The sequence below is a fragment of the Piscibacillus salipiscarius genome (assembly GCF_042685285.1).
In the GTDB taxonomy this organism is placed as follows: Bacteria; Bacillota; Bacilli; order Bacillales; family Alkalibacillaceae; genus Piscibacillus; species Piscibacillus salipiscarius.
Genome location: NZ_JBHUMZ010000011.1, coordinates 15704 through 36029, shown reverse-complemented (window position 1 = coordinate 36029; position 20326 = coordinate 15704). Strand labels below are relative to the sequence as shown.

Below are 20326 nucleotides of genomic sequence, written 5' to 3'. Positions count from 1 at the left end.
TAAAAAACGTCCTCTATTGTGACGTTTAAAATTCTGATTGTTCTAGTACTATTGAATTCTCTTCACCAGTACGTGAATTAATGGCACATTTAAAATCGCCATAGTCGAGGATTAGATATTCTTCCCCTTCAAATATCTGCGTTTTAACCAGTTCACCTTCCAGCCGCTTAAACGTTTCAAAATGTACAAAAGCGTGTTTTAAGTCGTCTGCTGTTAAGTCTAATGTCTCTGTTACCGTTTCTGAATTGTATCCAGCAAACTTCCAGGCATCATCTTCATTAACATAAGAAACATCAAACCTCATGGTCTCTAAATAACCTTCATCCCCTAATTGAATATAACTTAACGTAAACTGATCTTCAGTAAATTCTTTTAAATAAAAACGAGTGTTCATTCCACTGGGATGAAGCGCTTCATACATATGGTTATTCAAAAAGAACTCTTCGAAATAAGTGACAGCCCACTTGTCAAGAAATGATTTTGCAATATATGGCTTTAAAGCATCCTTGGTTGTTGATACCCCCTCTGTATAAGCATCTGTTTTTGGCTTAACTCCGAACCATTCTGAGTGATTCATCTGTAGTTCTTGCATCGTTTTCATCATATTTACTAAGTTGTTGTTAACAATCGTTTTGGCTTCGCTAAGGCCAATCACAGGGCTTACAGCAGGGTCACTTGGTGATTTTTCTATTTCACCGATTACTTTCTCTTCGCTCACTTGCCTTGGCTTTTCAGATTCATAGTCTATTTCAGGTTCAGTGTGATTTGGTTCTATTGGCTCTTCTGAAACATCTACCTGCTCCTGACAGCCCATTAAAACCACGGTTATCATGAATAAACATAAGAACCTTACTGAACCACCCCCATAAGAACCACCGATTTATTTGACCTTATTCTACTTGAAAGTTTTTCTATAAGTCTATGTTTTTTACAGTTTATCCAAAAAACCGACTAAGGTCATATAAATATCCCTCAAATATACCTATCTATTAAGACGTTAATTTATAAAAGAAATTTTCAATTAATACCTTTAGGTTTAGTTAACTATAAATACGTATTCCATCACTTACGCTTATTTTCTGCTGCTTTTAGAAGATATCTAATGCCCTTTCCAGCCAGTGCCTCATTTTTGTAGCGGGGTAATACATGTAAATGTGCATGGAAGATCGACTGTCCGCCAACTTCACCGCAGTTCCAACCGATATTGTATCCGTCAGGCAGATAGTTGTCATCCAAATATTGTTTGACTTCCTGTAATAATTCAAAAGTCGATTGCCATTCCTCTTCTGTTAAATCAAAAACAGTTTCCCGATGATTCTTAGGAACAACCACACCTGCCCCTTCAAGTGTAACTCCATGTTGCCGAAAGTAGTCTAGTTGTAGAAAGTAGCAATGATCATTGCTTAAAACGATTTTCTGTCTTGGATCTAATTCTGTATAGCAAAACACACATTGACTAACTATTTCCACCCATGCCACGTCCATTCATTTGTAATAAATTTGTTTTCAACTGACTTCTATCCCGAACCAAAAATATTAAACTCTTACTACACTTCGAGATTACTTTTACTAGTTCCTTTTAAAGACTAAAGATTTTGTAATTTTATGTTATTATAACCATAAATTATAAATGGAAATGAAGTGATCACATGTCATTAACCATTCAAAAGCCAGAACTCAATCACGCTGAAGCTATTAGCGAGATTTGTTCGAAAGGCTGGCTTCAAACCGTTAAGTATTTATCAAATGAAGACTTCAAACAAGATAACATTGACTATTGGTATAACATAGACAAGATTCAGAGTGATATTAAGAGTGGTGCTTACACACATGTTGCGATGATAGACTCTAAGGTTGTTGGTGTCATAGGCGGTGGTATGACCGGTGTTAACACTAGCGAAATATTCGTTTTTTACATGAATCCTGACTTTCGTTACCAGGGAATCGGTAAGAAATTACTTCAAGCTTTAACCTCTGAACAAGTCAATCAAGGTGCTATTGAGCAGTGGGTATCCGTTCAGGATCGTAATCCATATGGGATTCCCTTCTATGAATCTCGTGGTTTTGTTCCGAGAAATAGAAAAGTAGTTTATACAGAAGGAGACGACCAGTTAGTTTCAATTCGCTATTGGAGGAGCCTCAAATCGTTTGTTTAGTTTAGGTTAAAAACGGTTAATTAACACATAAGCAAAATTTACTTGCAATGTACTCAGAAGTAGTGTTAATATATCGATAATTTAACCTAAAAAGGAGGACAAGACATGAAACGCGTAACGTTAGAAGACATCTATGTTCATCCAATAGTTCAAAAGTATGTTCGCCGTTCAGGAATGGCTCATGCGATTTCGGTCGCTCATAAAGCCTACGAATTAGCGACCAAGTATAACGTTAATCCTGAACTTGCAGTTAAAGCTGGATTTTTACATGACATCGGTCACTACACTTGGTATAACAAGGGCGAATGGGATTATGAACAATACAAAGCCTGTGATATTCATCCTATTAAAGGAGCCGAACGTGCTCATAAACTTCTCGTTCGCCTTGGTGAAGATAAACAAGCTGCTAAAGAAATCGCTCACGCCATATTATTTCACACAGAATCTGCATTACCATCAGGTGATTTTAACCGTTCGCCATTACAAGAAGTCGTCCACCTAGCTGATGAGCTAGATAAACAACCGAATGATGCCCATCACTATGAGCAGATTAATCATCAAGAAGAGTTGAAACAGATCAGACAGTTAGATGATCAGTTAAGTCATACAAACGTTTTAACAGGCTCATAATAAAAGCATCTGCCCATATGAACAGATGCTTTACATATTAACTTCCAAATACAGGCCAGCCTTTTTGTTGCGCAAGCTTTTCCATATCTTCATCTGGGTTAACGACAAACGGATAATCAACCATGTCCAATAATGGCCCATCACTCTCACTGTCTGCATAAGCCCATAAAGTCACGTCATCAACTGTTAACCCTCGATTTTTAAGCCACTCTTGAACCTTTTCAGCTTTCTTATCTCCATTTACGATATCGCCCATTTTTCCAATAGCGATATTATTCTCATCATAAAACAGCTCAGACCCTATTATATCAGCATCTTCTAAACCAACCGCTTCTCTAAAAGCTGTCAAAAAGGGGTTCAAGGCACCAGAAAGAATCACAACCTTGTCCCCATTTTCAATATGCTGTTTAACCTTTTCAACTAAAGGACGGTTGACTCTTTCTAGATCTCCATTCGCTAATGCGTAGAAAAAGCCTTCTAGTTCCGACTTCGACTTTCCTTTAAACGATTTAACAAACGAACGAAAGAACATATGCTTTGCAGGTTCCTTACCGCTTGTTACAAGCTTCCCTAATGCTTTAAGCGTTCCAAAACCTACAACTGCCCACTGCTTTGCTCCATACTGTTTTTTCGCGACATCAAACATCACTTTAAACGAATTACCTTGATACAACGTGCCATCGAAATCAACTGTAATGACTCTCACATGAACACCTCTACATTGGTTAATTTGTTTCCATTTTAGCATAAATTGGGAATGATGCACTTATTATTATTCACTAAGTCAAATCATTTAAGTAGTTGTCCCACTTATAGAAGAAAGAAGAGCCCCTTATTGGAGCCCTTCTGATGGGGTAGTTATGATGCTAGCTTAGCAATAAAAAGATGCACCAACGATAATTAGAAGGATAAACAATACAACAATTAACACAAAGCTGTCATTGTAACCATAACCTTTGTTCATTCTGAGGCACCTCCCTAATTGATTTCTATTCCATGTTATGTCTAAAAGTCAATTTTGGTTGGGCAGGAATAGGAAGGTGCACAATTTTTTTGTATATATGTCTAAATTAATTGGGTGTCTCTACTGATCAGGAGTTAACTAAACTATCAAGGTCACTCCAACCATATACGAGTTCCTTCAGTTTTTTACCACTAATTTCTAATTCTTCATTGTCTATATAACCTGCTCCCATTAATTCGTAAAAATGCTTTGATGGGTTATCTTCTAACACGAGGACTAGCATGGATGTATAACCTTGATCAACTAGATTCTTGGCTACAGATAAGACCAACTTCTCCCCTATTCCTTGACCTTGATACTCTTTTAATATGTAAATAGCATATAATTCACTGCCATAGTCTGGGTAATTCCCACTACGTTCCTTGCCACCGTTCGCAAATCCAACAACTTTACCATCAACTTCAGCCACGTATACACCACCATGTGGAATAGCCTGACGCCACATGTTCTCACGCTCTTGATAAGAAAGGTTATTTAAATATTCATCTGGGACAATTCCTGTATAGGTTGTTCTCCAAGTATCCACGTGAACCTTGGCCATTCCTTTAGCATCATCTTCAGTAGCTTTCCTAATCGTCATGTCCTGTCACTTCCTTTATTATCTTCGTCTTCAAGAGATTCTTCAAATGGAGATATTATTTCTCCCTCTTTAATACCGTGTTTTTCTCTTAGATATTTACCAACTAATGAGTTGTTAATTCCATTTCTTACAGCAGCTTGAATGACTAGATAAAGGATAAATAAACTCACTAAAAAGAGAATAATTTCAGCCAATCTTTACCCCCCAAATTTTCGACTTTATGTATTCTACTATTTTATCAATACTTTGGTTACCCTCTACTATTATATCGGAGTCCGGTTTTATCGTGTTTAGCATTTGGGTATAACCTTTACGCCCATTAGCCAAATAATGCTTCATACTATTTAAGATTTCATCCGTGCTCTCATTTGAAGAATCTCGAACTATTCTCCTGGCCAAAGCTACATCTAAAGGGGTATCAATAAATATCGCGCAATCTATTAATCTAGCTATTTGTTCATTTTGATAAGCGAATGGGTAATCTAAAATAATATAATCATACGACTGATCTAATGAACTTTGAATATCTGTGTGTAGCGGAGATAAATCCCATTCATTATAATTTGCACCTTGTTCTACCCATTTAACAATATCTTCAGGGCCTTCAACATCATAGGTATCAAAATAAAATGTTTTAGCATTATGTAATTGTTGAACCAACGCCTTAGTCACCGTGGTTTTACCACTACCCGACACACCTGAAATGGCTATAACCTTACTATTTGCGCTCATGATCTACTCCTTTATTACTTAGACTCACGTTTGTTTTTAATAAATTCTTTAAGCTCATCCTTGGAAGGGTATTCAACTATTTTAGAATAGAATGCCTCCATAAAACTAACTAAAAGAGAGTTAATATAAAATCCACCTTAAATTCATTAAGATGGATTCAACGGTGTAATACGTGATTAACTAACTCCCCGCTTCTTTTGCCTTCTTTTTCCCAAACGCAAAGGCTAATAGAAAAACTGTTGCAACAAGCATTCCTAACCCGACCTCATATAATGTTTCAAGTGAGAGTAGTAATCCAATTATGACTGTGCTTGTCCCATAAATTAAGGAAATGATGACTGAGCGCTTTTGATTTTCATTCAGGATGGTAGACATCTTGTAGATGATGAGGTTTAAGATGAAACCTAAGACGAGCGGGATTAAACTTTCCATTAACGTTCCTCCTGACTAGTCCAAATACTCTCTTTTTAATAAACGTATTAAGTAAGGGGCACGGTTTAGAACAAAGAGGCTGACTTTTTTATCTCTTGTTTTATAAGCGGTATTAATATGTATGAGCTGTTTATTTAGTAATTCGTGAAGCTTTTCTAAATCCCCTGTATAGAGAGTGACATTTTCTTTGTTTGTATCTTTGATAAGCTCCCAAAGTAAATGTTTATCTTCCGATTTTAATTGAGTCATACTTTGATAGACATGACGTTCATCTTCTGGGATACGACTCAAAATTCCTCGTTCCTTTTCACTCATTTTATCACTCGCTTATACATCATCCATTTTCTCCCTAATAACTTTATTCTAACCGAAACAAAGTAAAACCAAAAGGAATAATAAGCATGAAACGAAATTGTGATAGAATTTGAGTATAATCACCAGAGTTAGGAGATTTAACGTGAACATGATTGAAACTAAACGTCTATATTTAAGAGAATTGAGCATAGAAGATCTAGATGATCTATCAGAAATATTAATGGATTCTGAAACCATGCAATATTACCCACAACCTTTTTCAAAAGAAAAAGTTAAAGGCTGGATTCAATGGAATATGGAGTCTTACCATCATCACGGACACGGGTTGTGGGGGGTTGCACTTAAGAATAGTGATCAATTAGTCGGTGACTGTGGCATTACCATGCAGGAAATCGACGGTGAAACAGTACCTGAAATTGGTTATCACATTCATAAGGACTACTGGAATAAAGGTTATGCTTCAGAAGCAGCTCTGGCATGTAAACAATATGCATTTAATAAACTAGGCTATGATAGAGTTTATTCTTATACAACCTTAAATAATGTTCCGTCACAAAAAGTCGCTGAAAAAATCGGTATGGAAACATATAAAGTCTTCGAGAAAAATGGTGAACAACAAATCGCTCAAGTAGCATATAAGAAATAGGAGTTTGCTATGACATATAATTGGAGCACTTGTCCAAAAGATATAAGAGAATGGGTATTTTCATTGAATCAAGAAATGAATAACATTGTCCCTAACATAGTAGGTATTTATTTACACGGGTCGATAGCGATGGGAGGATTTGAACCAAACAGAAGTGATATAGATTTAATTGTCATTACAAAAGACGTTTTATCAATAGAACACCAAAGAGAACTGGCTGAATTATTCTTAAACAGATCAAATTCACCGTTTCCCATTGAAATAAGTTTTTTAAATTCATACCAAGTAAATGAATGGACTCATCCATGTCCATTTGACTTTCATTATAGTGAATATTGGCGGGAGAAATATGAGCAAGATCTAAAAAATAACACTCAAGATTTCCTAAATAACGATCCCAAAACAGATGCTGATTTAGCCGCTCATATAACCATATTAAATCATAGAGGCATTTGTTTAGAAGGTAAGCCAATTAGTGAAGTTTTCCCTCAAGTTCCTAAAGCTGATTATATTTCCTCTATTATGTTAGATTACCATGATTGTTTGAATCAAATTTTAGTTGAACCTGATTATTGTGTGCCCAATTTGATTAGAGTTTATTGGTATCTGAAAGAAGGGAAAATTTCTTCAAAGCAAGAAGCTATGAACTGGGGAATAAAAGCATTCCCAAAAAGATATGCACAAACTATTAATCATATTGATAAGCAATTAAACGATAAGGATCTTATTAGTTTTAGAGATTTTATAACTGGTCTAGTCAATCAATTAAGATAATAAAAACCTTGAGCTCATAATTTGGCTCAAGGTTTTACCTATCCTTCACAAGCTACACCGTCACCATCACCATCTAGTCGATGATTCCCATATCCTTGTTGGATTGATTTATTCATAAATTCAGTAGCCTCTTCTGCTGAGTTAAAATCACCACAATCATGATCTTCACTCATATGAGAATAGTGATCATGACCTGAATTATCGGTAGACGACTCTTCATCAGTACTGTCATTGGACGATGTTTCGTTTTCTTCATAGTGATATCCATGGTCATGGTCGGCATGTGCATATCCTTCAATTGACCAGACCCCGATATCTTTCTCCTGTGCTGTCGCTTGTGCTTCGTGGAACTCATCTAGCATGGTTAAGTCATTATACAGATAAGCCGTTCGAGCTAGACCATTTTTAAGAAGCTTCTCTTGAATGGTTTCTCCATTTATGAAAACGTACGCAAGTAACCGGTCATATTTATCATACTTCTCAACACCAGGGACGATTCGCACTTCTTCTCCGCTCAGTTTATCCTTCACAAATTCAGAAGCTTCAGGCCCAAAAGGTTCAACGGGTTTAGAAGGGTGCTTAGTCTCAGGCGTATCAACGAGTAATAACCTGACATCCTCCTTTTGACCGTTCATCTGAACTTCTAGTGTATCACCATCAACTACTCTTGTTACTGTAGCTGAATCTCCTTTTTGTTGATTTTTAGAATTCGATTCTTGCTCGGCTTTCTGACTTTTCTCTTGATTCTGATCCTCTTCTTGAACTTCAGTTTCTTCCTGCTTAGATTCTTGATTGTCTTCCTTTGTTTCTTGATCTTCTTCTATTGCTGTCTCATCAGTTTCTTCTTGAGACGAGCTAGTATCTTCAGCTTCTGGTTCAGTCGATTCTGGACTGCAAGCTGTAATCAACACCATTAACAATATGGGTAAGAACCATTTTTTATTAACAAACATCTATATATCCCCCAAAATTTATGTAATAAAATAAAAAAACATATTAGCTCATATTCTCTATGAAACTAATATGTCATTCCTTAGTATAACATGCGTCATAATCTAGCTTAAGCATGCATATTTTACCATTTTAGTCACATAAACTATAAATACTAAATGACAAAGGAGCTGAGCTATGTTTGGTCATCATCCTGTCTGGGTGAACATTGATCTGCCGACTAAACGATATGTGTTACACAGAGAGTGCACCTACACAAATCGAATTTGCGAGACTCCTTACAAAGGTGTTGGGAGACTTAAGAGAGATGGAGGTTGGATTCGCTTTCGAAATGCAGAGATTGCTATGAAGCGGTTAAAAGAAGAATACGATCAATTTGAGTGCTCTATTCATTGTAAGTAACACCACCTTCAGATAGGTGGTGTTTTTATTTGGTATAATATGGTTTAAAGGGAGGTGCTCAATTGCTATCGAAGTACAAAGAAATTTTTATCTATGCGAATAAAATTTTAGCTAATGACCAGGAAATTGGCAGATTTCGCAAGCGAAAAGGAAGTCCGCATTACATACAAAACGTTTTATACCATTTAGCCAATTACCCAACTGGAGTTGCGGTTGACTTAGAAATTGTAAATCATGATGAAGAGATTATAGGATATATTCGTAAACCATCTGGAATCCGGCCAAAAAATTTCCACATATTCAATGAAGACAAAGAGCATCTCGGTGATGTTCAGACTGGCTGGACCTACAAAAATATTAACTTTATGAACACAAAAGGCGAGCTAATTCTAAAAATGACTGGAGCATCTAGTGGAATTGATTTTGTCGTTGAAGATTTAGAGAAGGACCTTCAATATTCAATACGGAAACGCTCTTTAGTTGTTTATGGTGATGAGCCCAATGTAGGGGGTGAAGGATTTTACATAACCATACCTGATGACCCGGTTCGCACCCTCATGTTAATCGGATTATGTTACTGCCAAATTTACCAAATGAAATAAATGCATAGGGACGACCCTATGCATTTATTATGGGGATAATTGAATTTTAAAAAGAAAACAATAACCCAAGTATAATTCCAATCACTGCTAAAATTAATGAGGCTTTCGCAAAATTCTTCAGGCTTTCATTATGTTTACCCATAGCTAACACAAGTAACGTAATAATATTAACAATTGGAATTGCCACAAGAATTAAAATAAAGACCCATTTACCAATGGACACTTCTTCATCTACCCAATAGTGATCCATCCAATCCCCCCTTAAAATATGGATATGAACCACCTTGAACCTTTAGGACTTTTAAGCAAGGCGCCCTGGCCCAGATAGTTCTTTCTGATAAAACGCTAAATCAAGCCATTTACCGAATTTATAACCAGCATTTTTAATGGTTCCTGCATGTTCGAACCCCAACTTTTCATGAAGTTTGATGCTACCATTATTAGCCGCATCAATGACACCAATCATCATTTTATATTCATTCGCTTCTGCTAGTTCAATGATCTTCCTAAGTAATGCTGAACCAGTTCCCTTGCCAGAACTCTTCTTACTAACATAAACTGAATGCTCAACGGTGTACTGATATGCTGGGCGCGGACGGAAAGGTCCATAGGTCGCGAACCCGATGACTTGGTTGTTCTCTTCGTAAACTAAAACAGGGTACCCTGCTTCAATCTTTTCAAGATACCACTCTTTACGATTTTCATATGTATAGGGTTCATAATCGTAGACAGCTGTCGTTTTTAATATTGCTTCATTATAAATAGTTTGAATGGCCTCTACATCGTGGATTCTTGCTTGTCTAATCATGATTTAAATCCTTTCAGTAAAATGATAATTTTCTCGATTTTATCACATTTATTTACAAAAGAAAAAACGCGACTAACATCGCGTCTTAGGTCTGAGGAGCTGCTTGCTTACCATTGATTAATAAAGTCTTTAATTTTTGAAAACGTTTAAAGAAAAATTGAACAAACGGTCCAATGCCAAATGCGATTATAATGGTTCCAATACCAATCGGTCCACCAAGAATAAAGGCTATAATCATAATTAAAATCTCTAATGAAGATTTGGACATAGCTAAACTTAGCCCAGTTCGTTTGTGTACTGCAATCATCAAATTGTCTATTGGATTTTTAGCAAAATTGAATTGTAAATACATACCGATTCCGCTACCCATTGCCGTAATGCCGATTGCTAAAAGAACATAGCTCATAATAGCTGATGAAATAGTAAAGTTAGGAAAGACAATTAACAGCCAGAAATCGATGAATACACCAATTAAGAAAATTGTAATGACAGCTGCGTAATCAATTCTAGCTTTTAACAGAAAACTATTAATAATCATAAGCGCGATACCGACAATAAAAATCCAAGAACCCACTGTTAGTCCAATCAAGTCGTACAAAGCATAAAATAGGGCATCCCAAGCACCTGTGCCGAGTCCTGATTTAATTAGCATCGTAACTCCGAATGATAGCATTAACATACCAAATAGATAAAATAATATAGAATAAGAAAGTTCCTTCATGATCGTCACCTTTTAAGTTAAATTTCAACTAGCTTATATTAACATATTCGTCTGCTTAGGTACAGATTTTCAAACTGAAATTTATTGGAAAAACGTGATATAATGAAAGTTAGATTGAACTAGGAGTGATTGAATGCCTACTTGTCAAAACTGTCAAAAACAATGGAGCTGGAAAGATAGTCAGAAAGCGATGTTTCAATTTAAAAAAGGAATGAAATGCCCATATTGTGGAGTCACACAGTATCAAACATCGGATTCACAGAAACGTACTAGCCTAGTTGGAATGGCACCTTTATTAGCCTTACCGATTGTCAGCTTGTTTGATTCTTGGACGATCACCATAGTCATCATTCTATTAGCAAGTCTTTCATACCTTGCCGTCATTCCATTTTTTATGAAACTATCTAATAAAGAGGAGCTTATGTGGTAATGTATTTCCCTTCAAAGCGAGACTGGTGGTTAGGAGTGATTTTTTTCGGACTGCCTTTGGTAACCATTTTTGAAGCTATTCGCACTAATTCAACAGAGGGCTTGATCTTCTCAATAATTTTAGCAGTAGCATTATTATGGCTGTGGTTTACAACCGGATATCGAATTGACGGGCAAACTCTTTACATCCATTACGGCCCTTTTAAACGAACCGTAGATATATCTAGTATACGTAAAATCAACAAAACTCGCTCACCTTGGTCAGCTCCTGCATTGTCCATTGATCGCCTTGCCATTTCATATGCTCATGACTTCAGAGTCGCCATTATTTCACCAAAAGATCAAGAAACGTTTATCAATACGTTATTAGTTAAGAATTCTAACATTCTAGTTAAAGATTATTAATTGAAAAACCCAACGACATCAAGAATACCAGTCGCAATAAGTGAAACACCAACTCCGATTCCTGCGAATGCAAAAAAGACTTTCCACTCACGTGACTCATACCAAACCATGAACGCAATAAGAATTGAGAACGTGATTCCAATTACAACGGCTGCTGTAGGGTTTGTAGGTGTAATCCAATCATACCAATTAATACTTAATAACATGGTGCACCCCTCCACACGATTTAGTTTATTTGATTCTATTATACTAAATTTACTGTTTGAATAACTACTTTAAAAGGGATTTGTCTTAATATGACGAATAGTATTAGTGAGGAGAGAGGTGAGTGAACATGTCGATTAGAAAAGTTGGCGGTGTATTCTTAAGAGTGACAAACTTAGAGAAATCACTGGAGTTTTATACGAATTTCTTAGGAATGGAAGTTGCATTTACTGAAGAATGGGACGGGACACCTGAGGCTAATTTAAAAACAACGGAACAAAACCTTTTCTTAACATTAATTGAACAAGATGAGGTACAAGTCCTTAAAGAACCTGTTTTCAACTTAGTTACGGATGATGCCATTGCCATGCACACAGCATTAATAGATTCTGATTTTAATGTAACCGAAGTTGAAAACTGGACATCTGAATACAATCACCACGTTTTATTTGACGTTTATGATCCAGATGGACATGCACTAAATATTATCGAAATGCAGCCAATCACTAAGTAGAGAGCCTATGACTCTCTACTTTTTAATGTTTGCTTAGTATTTCTTGGATTCTTGATTTTTCTTCTTCCTGATCTAAATACTCAAAGAAACCTATTTTATTACCCCATGGGTCTTCAAATGTCCCCCACTTTACTGGAACTTCTTCTCTTGAGAATACTTCAAAATCTGAAATAGGAAATTTTGCCATTATATCAGACTTAGCTTGTTCAAGATCTTGTACGCCAAATCGAATGGGTCTATTATCAGTAGGTTCGCCTTCTCCGATTTGAAGCCAAGCACCGGGAACAACCTCCCACTCCGCAAATCCTTCGTGTGGAACAAAGTCTGGTTTCCTGCCGAAAATCCTCTCGTAAAACTTAAGCCCTTGATCAAACTCAGGAACTCTTAATTGCATGGTTAATTCAAAAATCATCTAATCCCTCCCTGTTTCTAGAACTTCCACTTAATTAAATTTTTTCCTTTAAGAATTTACTTTAATAAGATTTGGTAAACTATTAATAGGTGATGCAAATGAATGAATATGAACTGTATGTTTACGATGAAATACAATCTTGGCGGAGTAAGCTACTAAAGAAATCTGGCTTCGTTAAAGGCTTAACGAAAAAGGCACAGAACAAATTCAACAGCATGATTCCAGATCGAGCACACAAAGTTATTACAGAAGGCATAAAGGGCATGGTAAAAGCCACGTTAATAGGTTCAAATATAACGACTAAAAAAGATCAATACCATCATTTATCGTTACGTGAAAAAGACCGACTTTTAAAAGAGAAACTATCTAATTACAAAAAAACAGCTGCAGCTGAAGGGGCCGGGACAGGTGCTGGAGGAATCTTACTTGGCTTAGCAGACTTCCCTTTACTCTTACAAGTAAAAATGAAATTCTTGTTTGATGCCGCTTCAGTCTATGGGTTCGACACAAGGCAGTATGAAGAACGACTATTCATATTACATGTGTTTCAGCTAGCCTTCTCGAATGATGACATGAGGCGTGAGACCTTCGAAATCATTGAACATTGGGATCAACATAAAGAGCGTTTAGCCGATATGGATTGGCATGTTTTCCAGCAGGAGTATCGGGATTATATTGATTTTGTCAAAATGCTTCAGCTTATACCAGGTCTTGGGGCCTTTGTAGGTGCTTATGCCAACTACAATTTACTTGATCACTTAGGCGAAACCGCTATGAATGCCTATAGATTAAGACTACTGAAGGAAAAGCCTAAAGACTATTAACCATAAAACAAATCAAAAAAACTCCTTTGTGATAACATAATAACCAATAAGATCACACAGGAGGATTTTTTCATGCTTAAAGCAATTGCCCACAAAATCATGCACTGCTACCCAGGAATGGTCGCCATCGTGACGGTATCACATAATGGTGAAGACAATGTGATGGCAGCTGGGTGGCATTCATACATCTCGTTTACACCTCCGATTTACGGAGTCGCAATTGGCCCTGAACGTCATACCTACCAACTTGTAAAAAATGAAGGAACCTTTGCGATTAACTTTTTACCCTTAGAAAAAGCTAAGTTCATTCAAGAAGTCGGAACACTCTCGGGCGCTGATTTAAATAAATTTAAAAAGGGTTATATGTCATATAATCCTGGCCCTCATACCGGAAACCCTATTTTAGATGATGCCTATGTAGCTTATGAATGCAAGACGATTGACTGTAACAGTTACGGTGATCATGACTGGTTTGTAGGAGACATCGTTCAGTTCCATATGGACAAGGCTAAATTCTTAGATAATGGCTTACCTAACTTTGAGAATCTATCTATTCCGCTTTATCTAGGTAGGTCGTTATATACTAGTGTTGAAGAGAATAGCCGGTTTGAGAATCATAGAGTTCAGAAGGAGTAATTCAATATGAAGTTTGTTGCACCAAAGTCTTTTACCTATGAAGCTGGCAATCAAGCTGTTCTTCTACTGCATGGCTTTACAGGAACGACAGCTGATGTCAGGAAGCTTGGTCGCCACTTACATAAAATGGGATACACCGTTCACGCACCACTTTACCGAGGTCATGGAGTTGGACCTGATGAACTAACACAGACAGGCCCTGTTCAGTGGTGGCAAGATGCACTGGACGGTTATCAAACTCTTATGGCGCAAGGCTATGAATCCATCATTGTAGCTGGCGTTTCCATGGGTGGTGTATTTGCCTTAAAGATGGCATTAGAGCTACCCGTTAAAGCTGTGATCACCATGAGTGCACCCATGCATGCTAAAAGCATTGGGGATCTTTCACAAAGAATTTATGATTATGCGTACAACTTTAAAAGGATTGAAGGAAAATCATCTGAGCTTATTGAAAAGGAACTTAACCAATTTAAGCAAAAACCCAAACCGTTTCTCACTGACCTTCAGCAGTTCATTATTGAGGTAAAGGGGAAGCTGGTATCCATTAACGTCCCTACTTGTGTGCTGCAAGGTCTTAAAGACGAATCGATGTACCTTCAAAGTGCCAAAGAAATTTATGATCAGGTACAAACAAACCACAAAGAACTAAAATGGTATGAAGCATCAGGACATATTATCACGGTAGGGCCTGAGCGAGAAGCTGTATTTAACGATGTTGAACAATTTATAAGTTCAGTATAGGAGGCATACTAATGGCTTTAGAACAAGAGGTTATATCTTTATTAACTATTGGATTTATTGTCGTCATAGGAGTGACAGCATTAGTGACAGCTTTATTTTGGTGGTTTAAGAAGTCTCATCACATCGGATACTTATTTACTTTAATTCACTTAGCTGTCCTATCTGTAGCCATTCTTTATGCCATTAATGCTATAAAAATGGATCCAAACCATCCTATGTCTTCTGAAAACATTTCATTACAAATAGGTCTGGCCGGACTATTCTGGGCCTTAAGTATGGCATGCTTAGTTATTGCCGTCATTGGTTATTCCAAAAGTTAATTCTATTTCATTAACTGTTATCTAGCATTAACGACAAATTGGTTAAACTAGTGCCTTAATCAACAGCATTAGGTTCATATCAATATTTTTCAGAAAAATCATCAATTTTAATTGAAGGTATGATAAATTATATATAGCATGTTAGCCTCCACACACCCATATAATCTAATGGGGAACACTGTCATAAACGACAAGAGGAGGACGAACATGTATAAAGTATTAGTGTTAATTCACGTACTGTCAGCAATTATTGGAGTGGGACCGACGTTTTTTGCTCATGTTTTATTTAAAAAAGAACAAAGTGTCGCGGAGTTAAGCATATCACTTAAAACATTTAAAAAGCTTGAGTTCTTCCCTAAAATCGGTGGTTCATTAGCCGTTATCACTGGAATCATCTTATATTTTGTAGGTGATTGGGGAGAAATTACGCAATTATGGCTACTTGGTTCATTAGTTTTATATATTCTTATTCAAGTACTTATGATCGGATTTATTGGGAGGTATACAAGAAAACTAAGAACCTATTTATCAGATCCAAACCGTACAAAATTGGATGCGCTTCCAAAAGAGTATCAAAGTATATTTAATCGTGCTAACCAGTGGTTTTGGATTGCGTCATCTATGGGAGTTCTCATCTTTGTCCTTATGATTTTGAAACCAGCAGTATTGTAAAAAATTACTCACTAAAATTTTTGAGTAGCCCTTTATTTGTGTTCTCAATCATGATAAGGTACGTATTGTCAATTCAACTTATTGTATATTTATAAATATAGGAGGTTTAACTTTTGGCAAAGCTAAAGTTTATTATATTATCATTCATTGGTTTATTTTTCTTTATGGTTCCAATTCAGTATAAAGACGAAACGACAATTCCTGTTGCCATACTAGCTGATTTATTTAAGAACGCACTAGGTGATTCTATTACTCTAGTAGCTGTGATCATCGTGTCTATTTCAGCCATTATGTCGATTGTGGCAAAATTACTACCAACCAAGTTTTCAGAAGACTCCTTTTTAGGTTCAGTCTTTAATGTATCTTGGTTTTGGACAATCGTAAGAATGGCTGGGATGATTTTTATCATTTTTGCAGCATATGAAATTGGTTTAGAACAAGTTTACTCAGGTGCAACAGGAGGCATGATTCTAGGCGACTTAATGCCCTCTCTAGTTGCCGTCTTCTTAATTGCATCATTCTTATTACCATTATTATTAAACTACGGTTTATTAGAGTTCATTGGTTCTTTATTTAAGAAAATCATGCGCCCTATATTTACTTTACCAGGACGCTCAACTGTTGATAATTTAGCTTCATGGTTAGGTGACGGAACAATCGGGGTTCTATTAACGAGCCGTCAATACGAAGAAGGTTATTATACTAAGCGTGAAGCGGCCGTCATCGGTACAACCTTCTCTGTCGTTTCCATTACGTTTACGATTGTTGTGGTGGAACAAGTTGAATTAATGCACATGTTTTTACCCATGTATTTAACCATCTTAGCAGCTGGTTTAGTTGCTGCGATTATCATGCCGCGTATCCCGCCATTATCGAAGATTCCGGATACGTATTACACTGATGAGAAAGGTTTCGATGAATCGATTCCTGAAGGTTACAATTCTTTTACTTGGGGCTATAAACAAGCCGTTGAACGAGCTGAAAAGTCACCAGGTGTAAGTGGTTTCCTTAAAGAAGGTACTAAAAATGCAATGGATATGTGGTTTGGAGTTTTACCAGTTGTTATGGCGATTGGTACACTTGGTCTAATAGTAGCTGAGGAAACATTGTTTTTCACTTGGATAGGGGCACCATTTGTTCCTATTTTAGAATTCTTGCAGATTCCTGAAGCGCAAGCAGCAGCCGAAACTATTTTAGTTGGATTTACGGATATGTTTTTACCAGCGCTCATGATCACAGATGTAACTAGTGAGATGACCCGCTTCATCATCGCTGCATTAAGTGTCACTCAGCTTGTCTATTTATCTGAAGTTGGGGGCGTACTTCTTGCTTCAAAAGTGCCTGTGAATTTCTGGAGATTAGTAATCATTTTCTTATTACGAACACTGATCACATTACCAATTATTATATTAATTGCTCATATGTTATTTTAAACATAGCTAAACCCGCTTGACTAAGGTCAAGCGGGTTTTTAAGTGATTATTATTCTGTAACTTGAGCTGCTTCTTCTCTTGGGCTGGTTTTCTTAATAAAGAATGCTAAAACCCAGCCAGCAATAGATAATACACCTGCAACAAAGAATGACACATTTACACCATGTAGGGCTCCTTGAACTCCCTCATCCGGTATAGTCTGACTTGTCATAATGGAGACAAGTAAGGCAGTACCAACTGCACCTGACATTTGACGCATCGTATTGTTCATCGCAGTACCATGAGGCATTAAACTGTTAGGAAGCTGATTTAAACCTGCTGTTGTAACAGGCATCATCACCATCGCAATTCCTAACATACGTGCTGCATTTACAACAGCTAAATAAAGAAAACTTGTCTCTGGTGTTAAATTCGAGAACATAAATGTGGTCACAACAAGTGTAAACAACCCAATAATGGATAAATAGCGTGCTCCGAATTTATCAAATAACCGTCCTGTAATTGGGTTCATAAAGCCCATCAAAGCTGCTCCAGGTAGTAACATAAGACCAGATTCTAACGCTGAAAAGCCTAACATGTCTTGCATCATAATTGGTAAAATAACAGCCCCACCAATCATAGACATAAATGCAATCATACCAATTGCCGTTGTAAGAGTAAAAATACTGTATTTAAAGATTCTAAACTCTAAAATTGGCGTGTCTAATTTTAATTGTCTTAAAATAAACCAAGTTAACGTAATGGCACCTATAATTAAAGAAATAATGACATTCTGACTCGCAAACCCTGTCTCTGGATTTCCCGCAATACTAAATCCGTATAGTAAACCACCAAAACCTAATGTAGATAAAATGATGGATAGCATGTCAAGTTTAGGGAATGTACGTTCAGTCACATTCTTCAATATGAAATAAGCGACAAGTATATCTATAATAGCAATTGGTAACACCACATAGAACACACTTCTCCAAACGAAGTGCTCTACTAAATAACCTGAGAGTGTAGGTCCAATCGCTGGCGCAAACGCAATTACTAAACCAAACATCCCCATGGCAGATCCACGTTTTTCAAGTGGATAGACTAAAAACATAATTGTCTGCATAAGCGGTAGCATAATACCAGCCCCTGCTGCCTGCAGGACACGTCCAACCATCAGAATCTCAAAGTTTGGAGAAATCGCACAAATTAATGTTCCAACAGCAAAAGATCCCATAGCGGTTAAAAACAACCCTCGAGATGTAAATCGACCGATCAGAAATGCGGTAATCGGGATCATAATTCCGTTAACTAACATAAAGATCGATTGTAACCATTGAGCAGACGCATAATTGATTTCTAGTGCTTCCGCAATTCTAGGCAGCGCAGTTCCTAATAATGTTTGGTTTAATATTGCCACAAATGCTCCCGAGATTAAGACAAGCATTAACGGCCCTCTTTTTATATTGCTTCCTCGTTGTTCATAATTTTTTGCCATACTAAATCCTTCTTTCTATTTTTCAGTCGCAACATTCTATCTTAGCAAAAATTCTTTCGTAAGTCGAAGGATTTAACTAAATTGTAACAAGTTTAATTTAACTAAAGAGAAAATACTTTATACATTAACATTCTGATAGCTTGCAAGCTATTTCTAGGAAAAGACATAACCAAAACATTATAAGTTTCAAATAAAAAACCCGGATTACACCGAGTTTCATGATTTCTCTTCTTGTTTTTCTTCCTCTTTTCTTTTCTTTAATTGTTCGTAACGTTGCTTCTGTCTATAACCATAAGTTGCTGATAAGATTGTTTCTTCACTTTCTAAAGCAGTTCCAAGTGCTCCGATAATAGTAGCAAAACTAGAGATAAGCCAAGCTATGAAAAAGTAGTCAACATAAGATGAGCTAGATCCTACCTGAGATTCTAATGATGGTAATGGTATAAATATGAACACTGAGATTAAAAACATCAAATATAAGTTTATATAAAATAATGTAACAGAAATTAATAAGGTGAATGCTGTTGCTATATTGTAAAGCCATCTTTTTCGGTTATGTGTGTCATGTCTAGGTGATTCCCAAAGATTATGCGCTAACATAATCCAAGTAACCATGGCAAAAATCGAAACAACACTTAACATCGCTAACCGCCAAATTTCATAATCACTTGTTAAAGTCCATAAAGTCGGGAAAACGAGTGCATATGCACCTGTTGCGAAAGCCACAACTAAAACTTTTACAAATGCAGGGAACATTCTCCATGGTTGATTCGCTCGAACCATACCTGTTAATATTCTAACGCCACCCCAAATTTTAGAAGGGACTGTGAAACGAACATCAATGTTATGTTCACCATCTTTAGGAACTTCCCTTTTTATAGGCGAAAACTTCTCAAAACCTTTCCGGCCTACTAAGATCCGGCCATCAATGACTCTTAAACCATCTTTACCAGCTTCTTTTATTTTATCTCTAAGCCTCTCATAACCTTCCTCAGAGCTTTCATAATACATTTCATTCACTAATTGAATAATGGAGGATTTAATTCTTTTCCTCATAGGAGTAGACCCAAGTCCAGGAATACTAATAATCGCCACATTTTCTTCTTCATATGCTTCCGAAACAACCACTCTACCATCATGAAATAAAGGTAAATCGGTGAGACAAATTAGGTAGTCAACATCGCTTTCTTTAATATTACTTAGGATTGTCTCCAAAATTTCTCGAGTATCACCAGTCGAACCTGTCAATGCATCTTCTTCCTGTTCAACTTCCCACTCCCACTGATCATTAACATATTGCTTTAATAAAGAAGGCAGTTCGTCCTCTAATTCACATATAACCTCATTCGCAAACCCTGGAGCTGTAATTAATTTCACTCTTCTGTAGGAACTGCTCATCTGCATACACCTTCTTCTATTTTTTTGTATACTATTGTTTTGCACAAGTTTTAGGATTTAAACTACTTTTTTAAATAATCTATTAACGTTT

Annotated in this window: 32 protein-coding genes; 15 read left to right on the top strand and 17 right to left on the bottom strand. The window is 36.6% G+C overall.

Annotation, left to right across the window (positions count from 1 at the left end; genetic code table 11):
- Window positions 1-25: 25 nt before the first annotated feature.
- Together ACFSW4_RS02960 and ACFSW4_RS02955 are read right to left on the bottom strand one after the other, a co-directional pair.
- A complete protein-coding gene (locus tag ACFSW4_RS02960; RefSeq protein ID WP_054752191.1) occupies window positions 26-832 on the bottom strand; it encodes a hypothetical protein in 807 nt (268 codons plus the stop codon).
- Window positions 833-1062: 230 nt separating this feature from the next.
- Entirely contained in the window at window positions 1063-1485 is a 423-nt protein-coding gene (locus ACFSW4_RS02955; RefSeq protein WP_054752193.1) for an HIT family protein, read from the bottom strand.
- A 164-nt stretch (window positions 1486-1649) separates the two neighbouring features.
- On the opposite strand from ACFSW4_RS02955, the gene ACFSW4_RS02950 reads away from it, so the two are divergent.
- Together ACFSW4_RS02950 and ACFSW4_RS02945 are read left to right on the top strand one after the other, a co-directional pair.
- The gene (locus ACFSW4_RS02950) at window positions 1650-2156 is read left to right on the top strand and encodes a GNAT family N-acetyltransferase (protein ID WP_054752195.1); all 507 of its coding nucleotides are present in this window, start codon (window positions 1650-1652) and stop codon (window positions 2154-2156) included.
- A 105-nt stretch (window positions 2157-2261) separates the two neighbouring features.
- The gene (locus ACFSW4_RS02945; RefSeq protein ID WP_377327349.1) at window positions 2262-2786 is read left to right on the top strand and encodes an HD domain-containing protein; all 525 of its coding nucleotides are present in this window, start codon (window positions 2262-2264) and stop codon (window positions 2784-2786) included.
- Between the two features lie 37 nt (window positions 2787-2823).
- Here the strand turns inward: ACFSW4_RS02945 and ACFSW4_RS02940 are convergent, their stop codons facing one another.
- From ACFSW4_RS02940 to ACFSW4_RS02910, 7 genes are all read right to left on the bottom strand, one after another.
- Window positions 2824-3492, bottom strand: a complete 669-nt coding sequence (locus tag ACFSW4_RS02940; protein WP_377327347.1) for an HAD family hydrolase — start codon at window positions 3490-3492, stop codon at window positions 2824-2826.
- A gap of 165 nt (window positions 3493-3657) precedes the next feature.
- Window positions 3658-3750, bottom strand: coding sequence for a YjcZ family sporulation protein (locus ACFSW4_RS02935; protein WP_279401330.1), 93 nt, complete (start codon window positions 3748-3750; stop codon window positions 3658-3660).
- 127 nt (window positions 3751-3877) lie between these two features.
- Window positions 3878-4390, bottom strand: coding sequence for a GNAT family N-acetyltransferase (locus ACFSW4_RS02930; protein ID WP_054752201.1), 513 nt, complete (start codon window positions 4388-4390; stop codon window positions 3878-3880).
- The gene (locus tag ACFSW4_RS02925; RefSeq protein ID WP_054752204.1) at window positions 4387-4584 is read right to left on the bottom strand and encodes a hypothetical protein; all 198 of its coding nucleotides are present in this window, start codon (window positions 4582-4584) and stop codon (window positions 4387-4389) included. The genes ACFSW4_RS02930 and ACFSW4_RS02925 overlap by 4 nt, the downstream gene beginning before the upstream one ends.
- Entirely contained in the window at window positions 4577-5122 is a 546-nt protein-coding gene (locus ACFSW4_RS02920) for an AAA family ATPase (RefSeq protein WP_054752206.1), read from the bottom strand. The genes ACFSW4_RS02925 and ACFSW4_RS02920 overlap by 8 nt, the downstream gene beginning before the upstream one ends.
- A 180-nt stretch (window positions 5123-5302) precedes the next feature.
- On the bottom strand, window positions 5303-5554 hold the full coding sequence (locus tag ACFSW4_RS02915; protein WP_054752209.1) for a hypothetical protein: 252 nt from the start codon (window positions 5552-5554) through the stop codon (window positions 5303-5305).
- Between the two features lie 15 nt (window positions 5555-5569).
- Window positions 5570-5869 (bottom strand): hypothetical protein, encoded by a 300-nt coding sequence (locus tag ACFSW4_RS02910; protein WP_054752212.1) that lies wholly within the window; start codon window positions 5867-5869, stop codon window positions 5570-5572.
- Between the two features lie 142 nt (window positions 5870-6011).
- Here ACFSW4_RS02910 and ACFSW4_RS02905 point away from each other — a divergent pair, with 142 nt between their 5' ends.
- Window positions 6012-6515, top strand: a complete 504-nt coding sequence (locus ACFSW4_RS02905; protein WP_377327344.1) for a GNAT family N-acetyltransferase — start codon at window positions 6012-6014, stop codon at window positions 6513-6515.
- A gap of 9 nt (window positions 6516-6524) precedes the next feature.
- On the top strand, window positions 6525-7289 hold the full coding sequence (locus ACFSW4_RS02900; protein WP_377327342.1) for an aminoglycoside adenylyltransferase domain-containing protein: 765 nt from the start codon (window positions 6525-6527) through the stop codon (window positions 7287-7289).
- Between the two features lie 38 nt (window positions 7290-7327).
- On the opposite strand, the gene ACFSW4_RS02895 is transcribed toward ACFSW4_RS02900, so the two are convergent.
- Complete coding sequence (locus tag ACFSW4_RS02895; RefSeq protein WP_377327340.1) at window positions 7328-8242, bottom strand: thermonuclease family protein; 915 nt, start codon at window positions 8240-8242, stop codon at window positions 7328-7330.
- Between the two features lie 175 nt (window positions 8243-8417).
- On the opposite strand from ACFSW4_RS02895, the gene ACFSW4_RS02890 reads away from it, so the two are divergent.
- Together ACFSW4_RS02890 and ACFSW4_RS02885 are read left to right on the top strand one after the other, a co-directional pair.
- A complete protein-coding gene (locus ACFSW4_RS02890) occupies window positions 8418-8642 on the top strand; it encodes a hypothetical protein (protein WP_054752221.1) in 225 nt (74 codons plus the stop codon).
- Between the two features lie 62 nt (window positions 8643-8704).
- The gene (locus ACFSW4_RS02885) at window positions 8705-9244 is read left to right on the top strand and encodes a hypothetical protein (protein ID WP_054752223.1); all 540 of its coding nucleotides are present in this window, start codon (window positions 8705-8707) and stop codon (window positions 9242-9244) included.
- Between the two features lie 46 nt (window positions 9245-9290).
- Here ACFSW4_RS02885 and ACFSW4_RS02880 read toward each other — a convergent pair whose 3' ends face one another.
- The 3 genes from ACFSW4_RS02880 to ACFSW4_RS02870 form a co-directional block, all read right to left on the bottom strand.
- The gene (locus tag ACFSW4_RS02880; RefSeq protein ID WP_054752225.1) at window positions 9291-9494 is read right to left on the bottom strand and encodes a hypothetical protein; all 204 of its coding nucleotides are present in this window, start codon (window positions 9492-9494) and stop codon (window positions 9291-9293) included.
- Between the two features lie 51 nt (window positions 9495-9545).
- Window positions 9546-10052: a GNAT family N-acetyltransferase gene (locus ACFSW4_RS02875; RefSeq protein WP_054752227.1), complete on the bottom strand. Its 507-nt coding sequence runs from the start codon at window positions 10050-10052 to the stop codon at window positions 9546-9548.
- An 85-nt stretch (window positions 10053-10137) separates the two neighbouring features.
- Window positions 10138-10773, bottom strand: a complete 636-nt coding sequence (locus ACFSW4_RS02870) for a YczE/YyaS/YitT family protein (protein WP_377327337.1) — start codon at window positions 10771-10773, stop codon at window positions 10138-10140.
- Window positions 10774-10906: 133 nt separating this feature from the next.
- Between ACFSW4_RS02870 and ACFSW4_RS02865 the strand changes: the two genes are divergently transcribed.
- Window positions 10907-11203 (top strand): TIGR04104 family putative zinc finger protein, encoded by a 297-nt coding sequence (locus tag ACFSW4_RS02865; RefSeq protein WP_377327335.1) that lies wholly within the window; start codon window positions 10907-10909, stop codon window positions 11201-11203.
- Window positions 11203-11607 carry a PH domain-containing protein gene (locus ACFSW4_RS02860; protein WP_377327568.1) on the top strand — a complete coding sequence of 135 codons (405 nt, stop codon included), beginning with the start codon at window positions 11203-11205 and terminating at the stop codon, window positions 11605-11607. The genes ACFSW4_RS02865 and ACFSW4_RS02860 overlap by 1 nt, the downstream gene beginning before the upstream one ends.
- On the opposite strand, the gene ACFSW4_RS02855 is transcribed toward ACFSW4_RS02860, so the two are convergent.
- Window positions 11604-11813, bottom strand: a complete 210-nt coding sequence (locus ACFSW4_RS02855) for a hypothetical protein (RefSeq protein ID WP_054752233.1) — start codon at window positions 11811-11813, stop codon at window positions 11604-11606. The two genes, ACFSW4_RS02860 and ACFSW4_RS02855, sit on opposite strands and share 4 nt — an antisense overlap.
- A gap of 128 nt (window positions 11814-11941) precedes the next feature.
- On the opposite strand from ACFSW4_RS02855, the gene ACFSW4_RS02850 reads away from it, so the two are divergent.
- Window positions 11942-12325 (top strand): VOC family protein, encoded by a 384-nt coding sequence (locus ACFSW4_RS02850; protein WP_377327333.1) that lies wholly within the window; start codon window positions 11942-11944, stop codon window positions 12323-12325.
- 22 nt (window positions 12326-12347) lie between these two features.
- Here ACFSW4_RS02850 and ACFSW4_RS02845 read toward each other — a convergent pair whose 3' ends face one another.
- Window positions 12348-12737: a VOC family protein gene (locus tag ACFSW4_RS02845; protein ID WP_377327331.1), complete on the bottom strand. Its 390-nt coding sequence runs from the start codon at window positions 12735-12737 to the stop codon at window positions 12348-12350.
- Window positions 12738-12835: 98 nt separating this feature from the next.
- Between ACFSW4_RS02845 and ACFSW4_RS02840 the strand changes: the two genes are divergently transcribed.
- From ACFSW4_RS02840 to ACFSW4_RS02815, 6 genes are all read left to right on the top strand, one after another.
- Window positions 12836-13561 carry an EcsC family protein gene (locus ACFSW4_RS02840; protein ID WP_377327329.1) on the top strand — a complete coding sequence of 242 codons (726 nt, stop codon included), beginning with the start codon at window positions 12836-12838 and terminating at the stop codon, window positions 13559-13561.
- Between the two features lie 72 nt (window positions 13562-13633).
- The gene (locus ACFSW4_RS02835; protein ID WP_054752240.1) at window positions 13634-14197 is read left to right on the top strand and encodes a flavin reductase family protein; all 564 of its coding nucleotides are present in this window, start codon (window positions 13634-13636) and stop codon (window positions 14195-14197) included.
- A gap of 6 nt (window positions 14198-14203) precedes the next feature.
- Window positions 14204-14938, top strand: a complete 735-nt coding sequence (locus tag ACFSW4_RS02830) for an alpha/beta hydrolase (RefSeq protein ID WP_377327327.1) — start codon at window positions 14204-14206, stop codon at window positions 14936-14938.
- 11 nt (window positions 14939-14949) lie between these two features.
- Window positions 14950-15258, top strand: a complete 309-nt coding sequence (locus ACFSW4_RS02825) for a hypothetical protein (protein WP_054752242.1) — start codon at window positions 14950-14952, stop codon at window positions 15256-15258.
- Between the two features lie 207 nt (window positions 15259-15465).
- Window positions 15466-15930 carry a DUF2269 family protein gene (locus ACFSW4_RS02820; RefSeq protein WP_377327325.1) on the top strand — a complete coding sequence of 155 codons (465 nt, stop codon included), beginning with the start codon at window positions 15466-15468 and terminating at the stop codon, window positions 15928-15930.
- A gap of 164 nt (window positions 15931-16094) precedes the next feature.
- Window positions 16095-17363 (top strand): YjiH family protein, encoded by a 1269-nt coding sequence (locus tag ACFSW4_RS02815; protein ID WP_377327566.1) that lies wholly within the window; start codon window positions 16095-16097, stop codon window positions 17361-17363.
- 49 nt (window positions 17364-17412) lie between these two features.
- Here the strand turns inward: ACFSW4_RS02815 and ACFSW4_RS02810 are convergent, their stop codons facing one another.
- Window positions 17413-18837: a DHA2 family efflux MFS transporter permease subunit gene (locus ACFSW4_RS02810; RefSeq protein ID WP_377327323.1), complete on the bottom strand. Its 1425-nt coding sequence runs from the start codon at window positions 18835-18837 to the stop codon at window positions 17413-17415.
- 216 nt (window positions 18838-19053) lie between these two features.
- Window positions 19054-20235 (bottom strand): hypothetical protein, encoded by a 1182-nt coding sequence (locus ACFSW4_RS02805; protein ID WP_054752245.1) that lies wholly within the window; start codon window positions 20233-20235, stop codon window positions 19054-19056.
- Window positions 20236-20326 lie beyond the last annotated feature (91 nt).

What these genes read in the sequence shown, in the direction of transcription:
- ACFSW4_RS02960 (WP_054752191.1), bottom strand. Translation starts at nt 832, where the DNA reads ATGATAACCGTGGTTTTAATGGGCTGTCAGGAGCAGGTAGATGTTTCA.
- ACFSW4_RS02955 (WP_054752193.1), bottom strand. Translation starts at nt 1,485, where the DNA reads ATGGACGTGGCATGGGTGGAAATAGTTAGTCAATGTGTGTTTTGCTAT.
- ACFSW4_RS02950 (WP_054752195.1), top strand. Translation starts at nt 1,650, where the DNA reads ATGTCATTAACCATTCAAAAGCCAGAACTCAATCACGCTGAAGCTATT.
- ACFSW4_RS02945 (WP_377327349.1), top strand. Translation starts at nt 2,262, where the DNA reads ATGAAACGCGTAACGTTAGAAGACATCTATGTTCATCCAATAGTTCAA.
- ACFSW4_RS02935 (WP_279401330.1), bottom strand. Translation starts at nt 3,750, where the DNA reads ATGAACAAAGGTTATGGTTACAATGACAGCTTTGTGTTAATTGTTGTA.
- ACFSW4_RS02930 (WP_054752201.1), bottom strand. Translation starts at nt 4,390, where the DNA reads ATGACGATTAGGAAAGCTACTGAAGATGATGCTAAAGGAATGGCCAAG.
- ACFSW4_RS02920 (WP_054752206.1), bottom strand. Translation starts at nt 5,122, where the DNA reads ATGAGCGCAAATAGTAAGGTTATAGCCATTTCAGGTGTGTCGGGTAGT.
- ACFSW4_RS02915 (WP_054752209.1), bottom strand. Translation starts at nt 5,554, where the DNA reads ATGGAAAGTTTAATCCCGCTCGTCTTAGGTTTCATCTTAAACCTCATC.
- ACFSW4_RS02910 (WP_054752212.1), bottom strand. Translation starts at nt 5,869, where the DNA reads ATGAGTGAAAAGGAACGAGGAATTTTGAGTCGTATCCCAGAAGATGAA.
- ACFSW4_RS02900 (WP_377327342.1), top strand. Translation starts at nt 6,525, where the DNA reads ATGACATATAATTGGAGCACTTGTCCAAAAGATATAAGAGAATGGGTA.
- ACFSW4_RS02895 (WP_377327340.1), bottom strand. Translation starts at nt 8,242, where the DNA reads ATGTTTGTTAATAAAAAATGGTTCTTACCCATATTGTTAATGGTGTTG.
- ACFSW4_RS02890 (WP_054752221.1), top strand. Translation starts at nt 8,418, where the DNA reads ATGTTTGGTCATCATCCTGTCTGGGTGAACATTGATCTGCCGACTAAA.
- ACFSW4_RS02880 (WP_054752225.1), bottom strand. Translation starts at nt 9,494, where the DNA reads ATGGATCACTATTGGGTAGATGAAGAAGTGTCCATTGGTAAATGGGTC.
- ACFSW4_RS02875 (WP_054752227.1), bottom strand. Translation starts at nt 10,052, where the DNA reads ATGATTAGACAAGCAAGAATCCACGATGTAGAGGCCATTCAAACTATT.
- ACFSW4_RS02870 (WP_377327337.1), bottom strand. Translation starts at nt 10,773, where the DNA reads ATGAAGGAACTTTCTTATTCTATATTATTTTATCTATTTGGTATGTTA.
- ACFSW4_RS02865 (WP_377327335.1), top strand. Translation starts at nt 10,907, where the DNA reads ATGCCTACTTGTCAAAACTGTCAAAAACAATGGAGCTGGAAAGATAGT.
- ACFSW4_RS02860 (WP_377327568.1), top strand. Translation starts at nt 11,203, where the DNA reads ATGTATTTCCCTTCAAAGCGAGACTGGTGGTTAGGAGTGATTTTTTTC.
- ACFSW4_RS02855 (WP_054752233.1), bottom strand. Translation starts at nt 11,813, where the DNA reads ATGTTATTAAGTATTAATTGGTATGATTGGATTACACCTACAAACCCT.
- ACFSW4_RS02850 (WP_377327333.1), top strand. Translation starts at nt 11,942, where the DNA reads ATGTCGATTAGAAAAGTTGGCGGTGTATTCTTAAGAGTGACAAACTTA.
- ACFSW4_RS02845 (WP_377327331.1), bottom strand. Translation starts at nt 12,737, where the DNA reads ATGATTTTTGAATTAACCATGCAATTAAGAGTTCCTGAGTTTGATCAA.
- ACFSW4_RS02840 (WP_377327329.1), top strand. Translation starts at nt 12,836, where the DNA reads ATGAATGAATATGAACTGTATGTTTACGATGAAATACAATCTTGGCGG.
- ACFSW4_RS02835 (WP_054752240.1), top strand. Translation starts at nt 13,634, where the DNA reads ATGCTTAAAGCAATTGCCCACAAAATCATGCACTGCTACCCAGGAATG.
- ACFSW4_RS02830 (WP_377327327.1), top strand. Translation starts at nt 14,204, where the DNA reads ATGAAGTTTGTTGCACCAAAGTCTTTTACCTATGAAGCTGGCAATCAA.
- ACFSW4_RS02825 (WP_054752242.1), top strand. Translation starts at nt 14,950, where the DNA reads ATGGCTTTAGAACAAGAGGTTATATCTTTATTAACTATTGGATTTATT.
- ACFSW4_RS02820 (WP_377327325.1), top strand. Translation starts at nt 15,466, where the DNA reads ATGTATAAAGTATTAGTGTTAATTCACGTACTGTCAGCAATTATTGGA.
- ACFSW4_RS02815 (WP_377327566.1), top strand. Translation starts at nt 16,095, where the DNA reads ATGGTTCCAATTCAGTATAAAGACGAAACGACAATTCCTGTTGCCATA.
- ACFSW4_RS02810 (WP_377327323.1), bottom strand. Translation starts at nt 18,837, where the DNA reads ATGGCAAAAAATTATGAACAACGAGGAAGCAATATAAAAAGAGGGCCG.
- ACFSW4_RS02805 (WP_054752245.1), bottom strand. Translation starts at nt 20,235, where the DNA reads ATGAGCAGTTCCTACAGAAGAGTGAAATTAATTACAGCTCCAGGGTTT.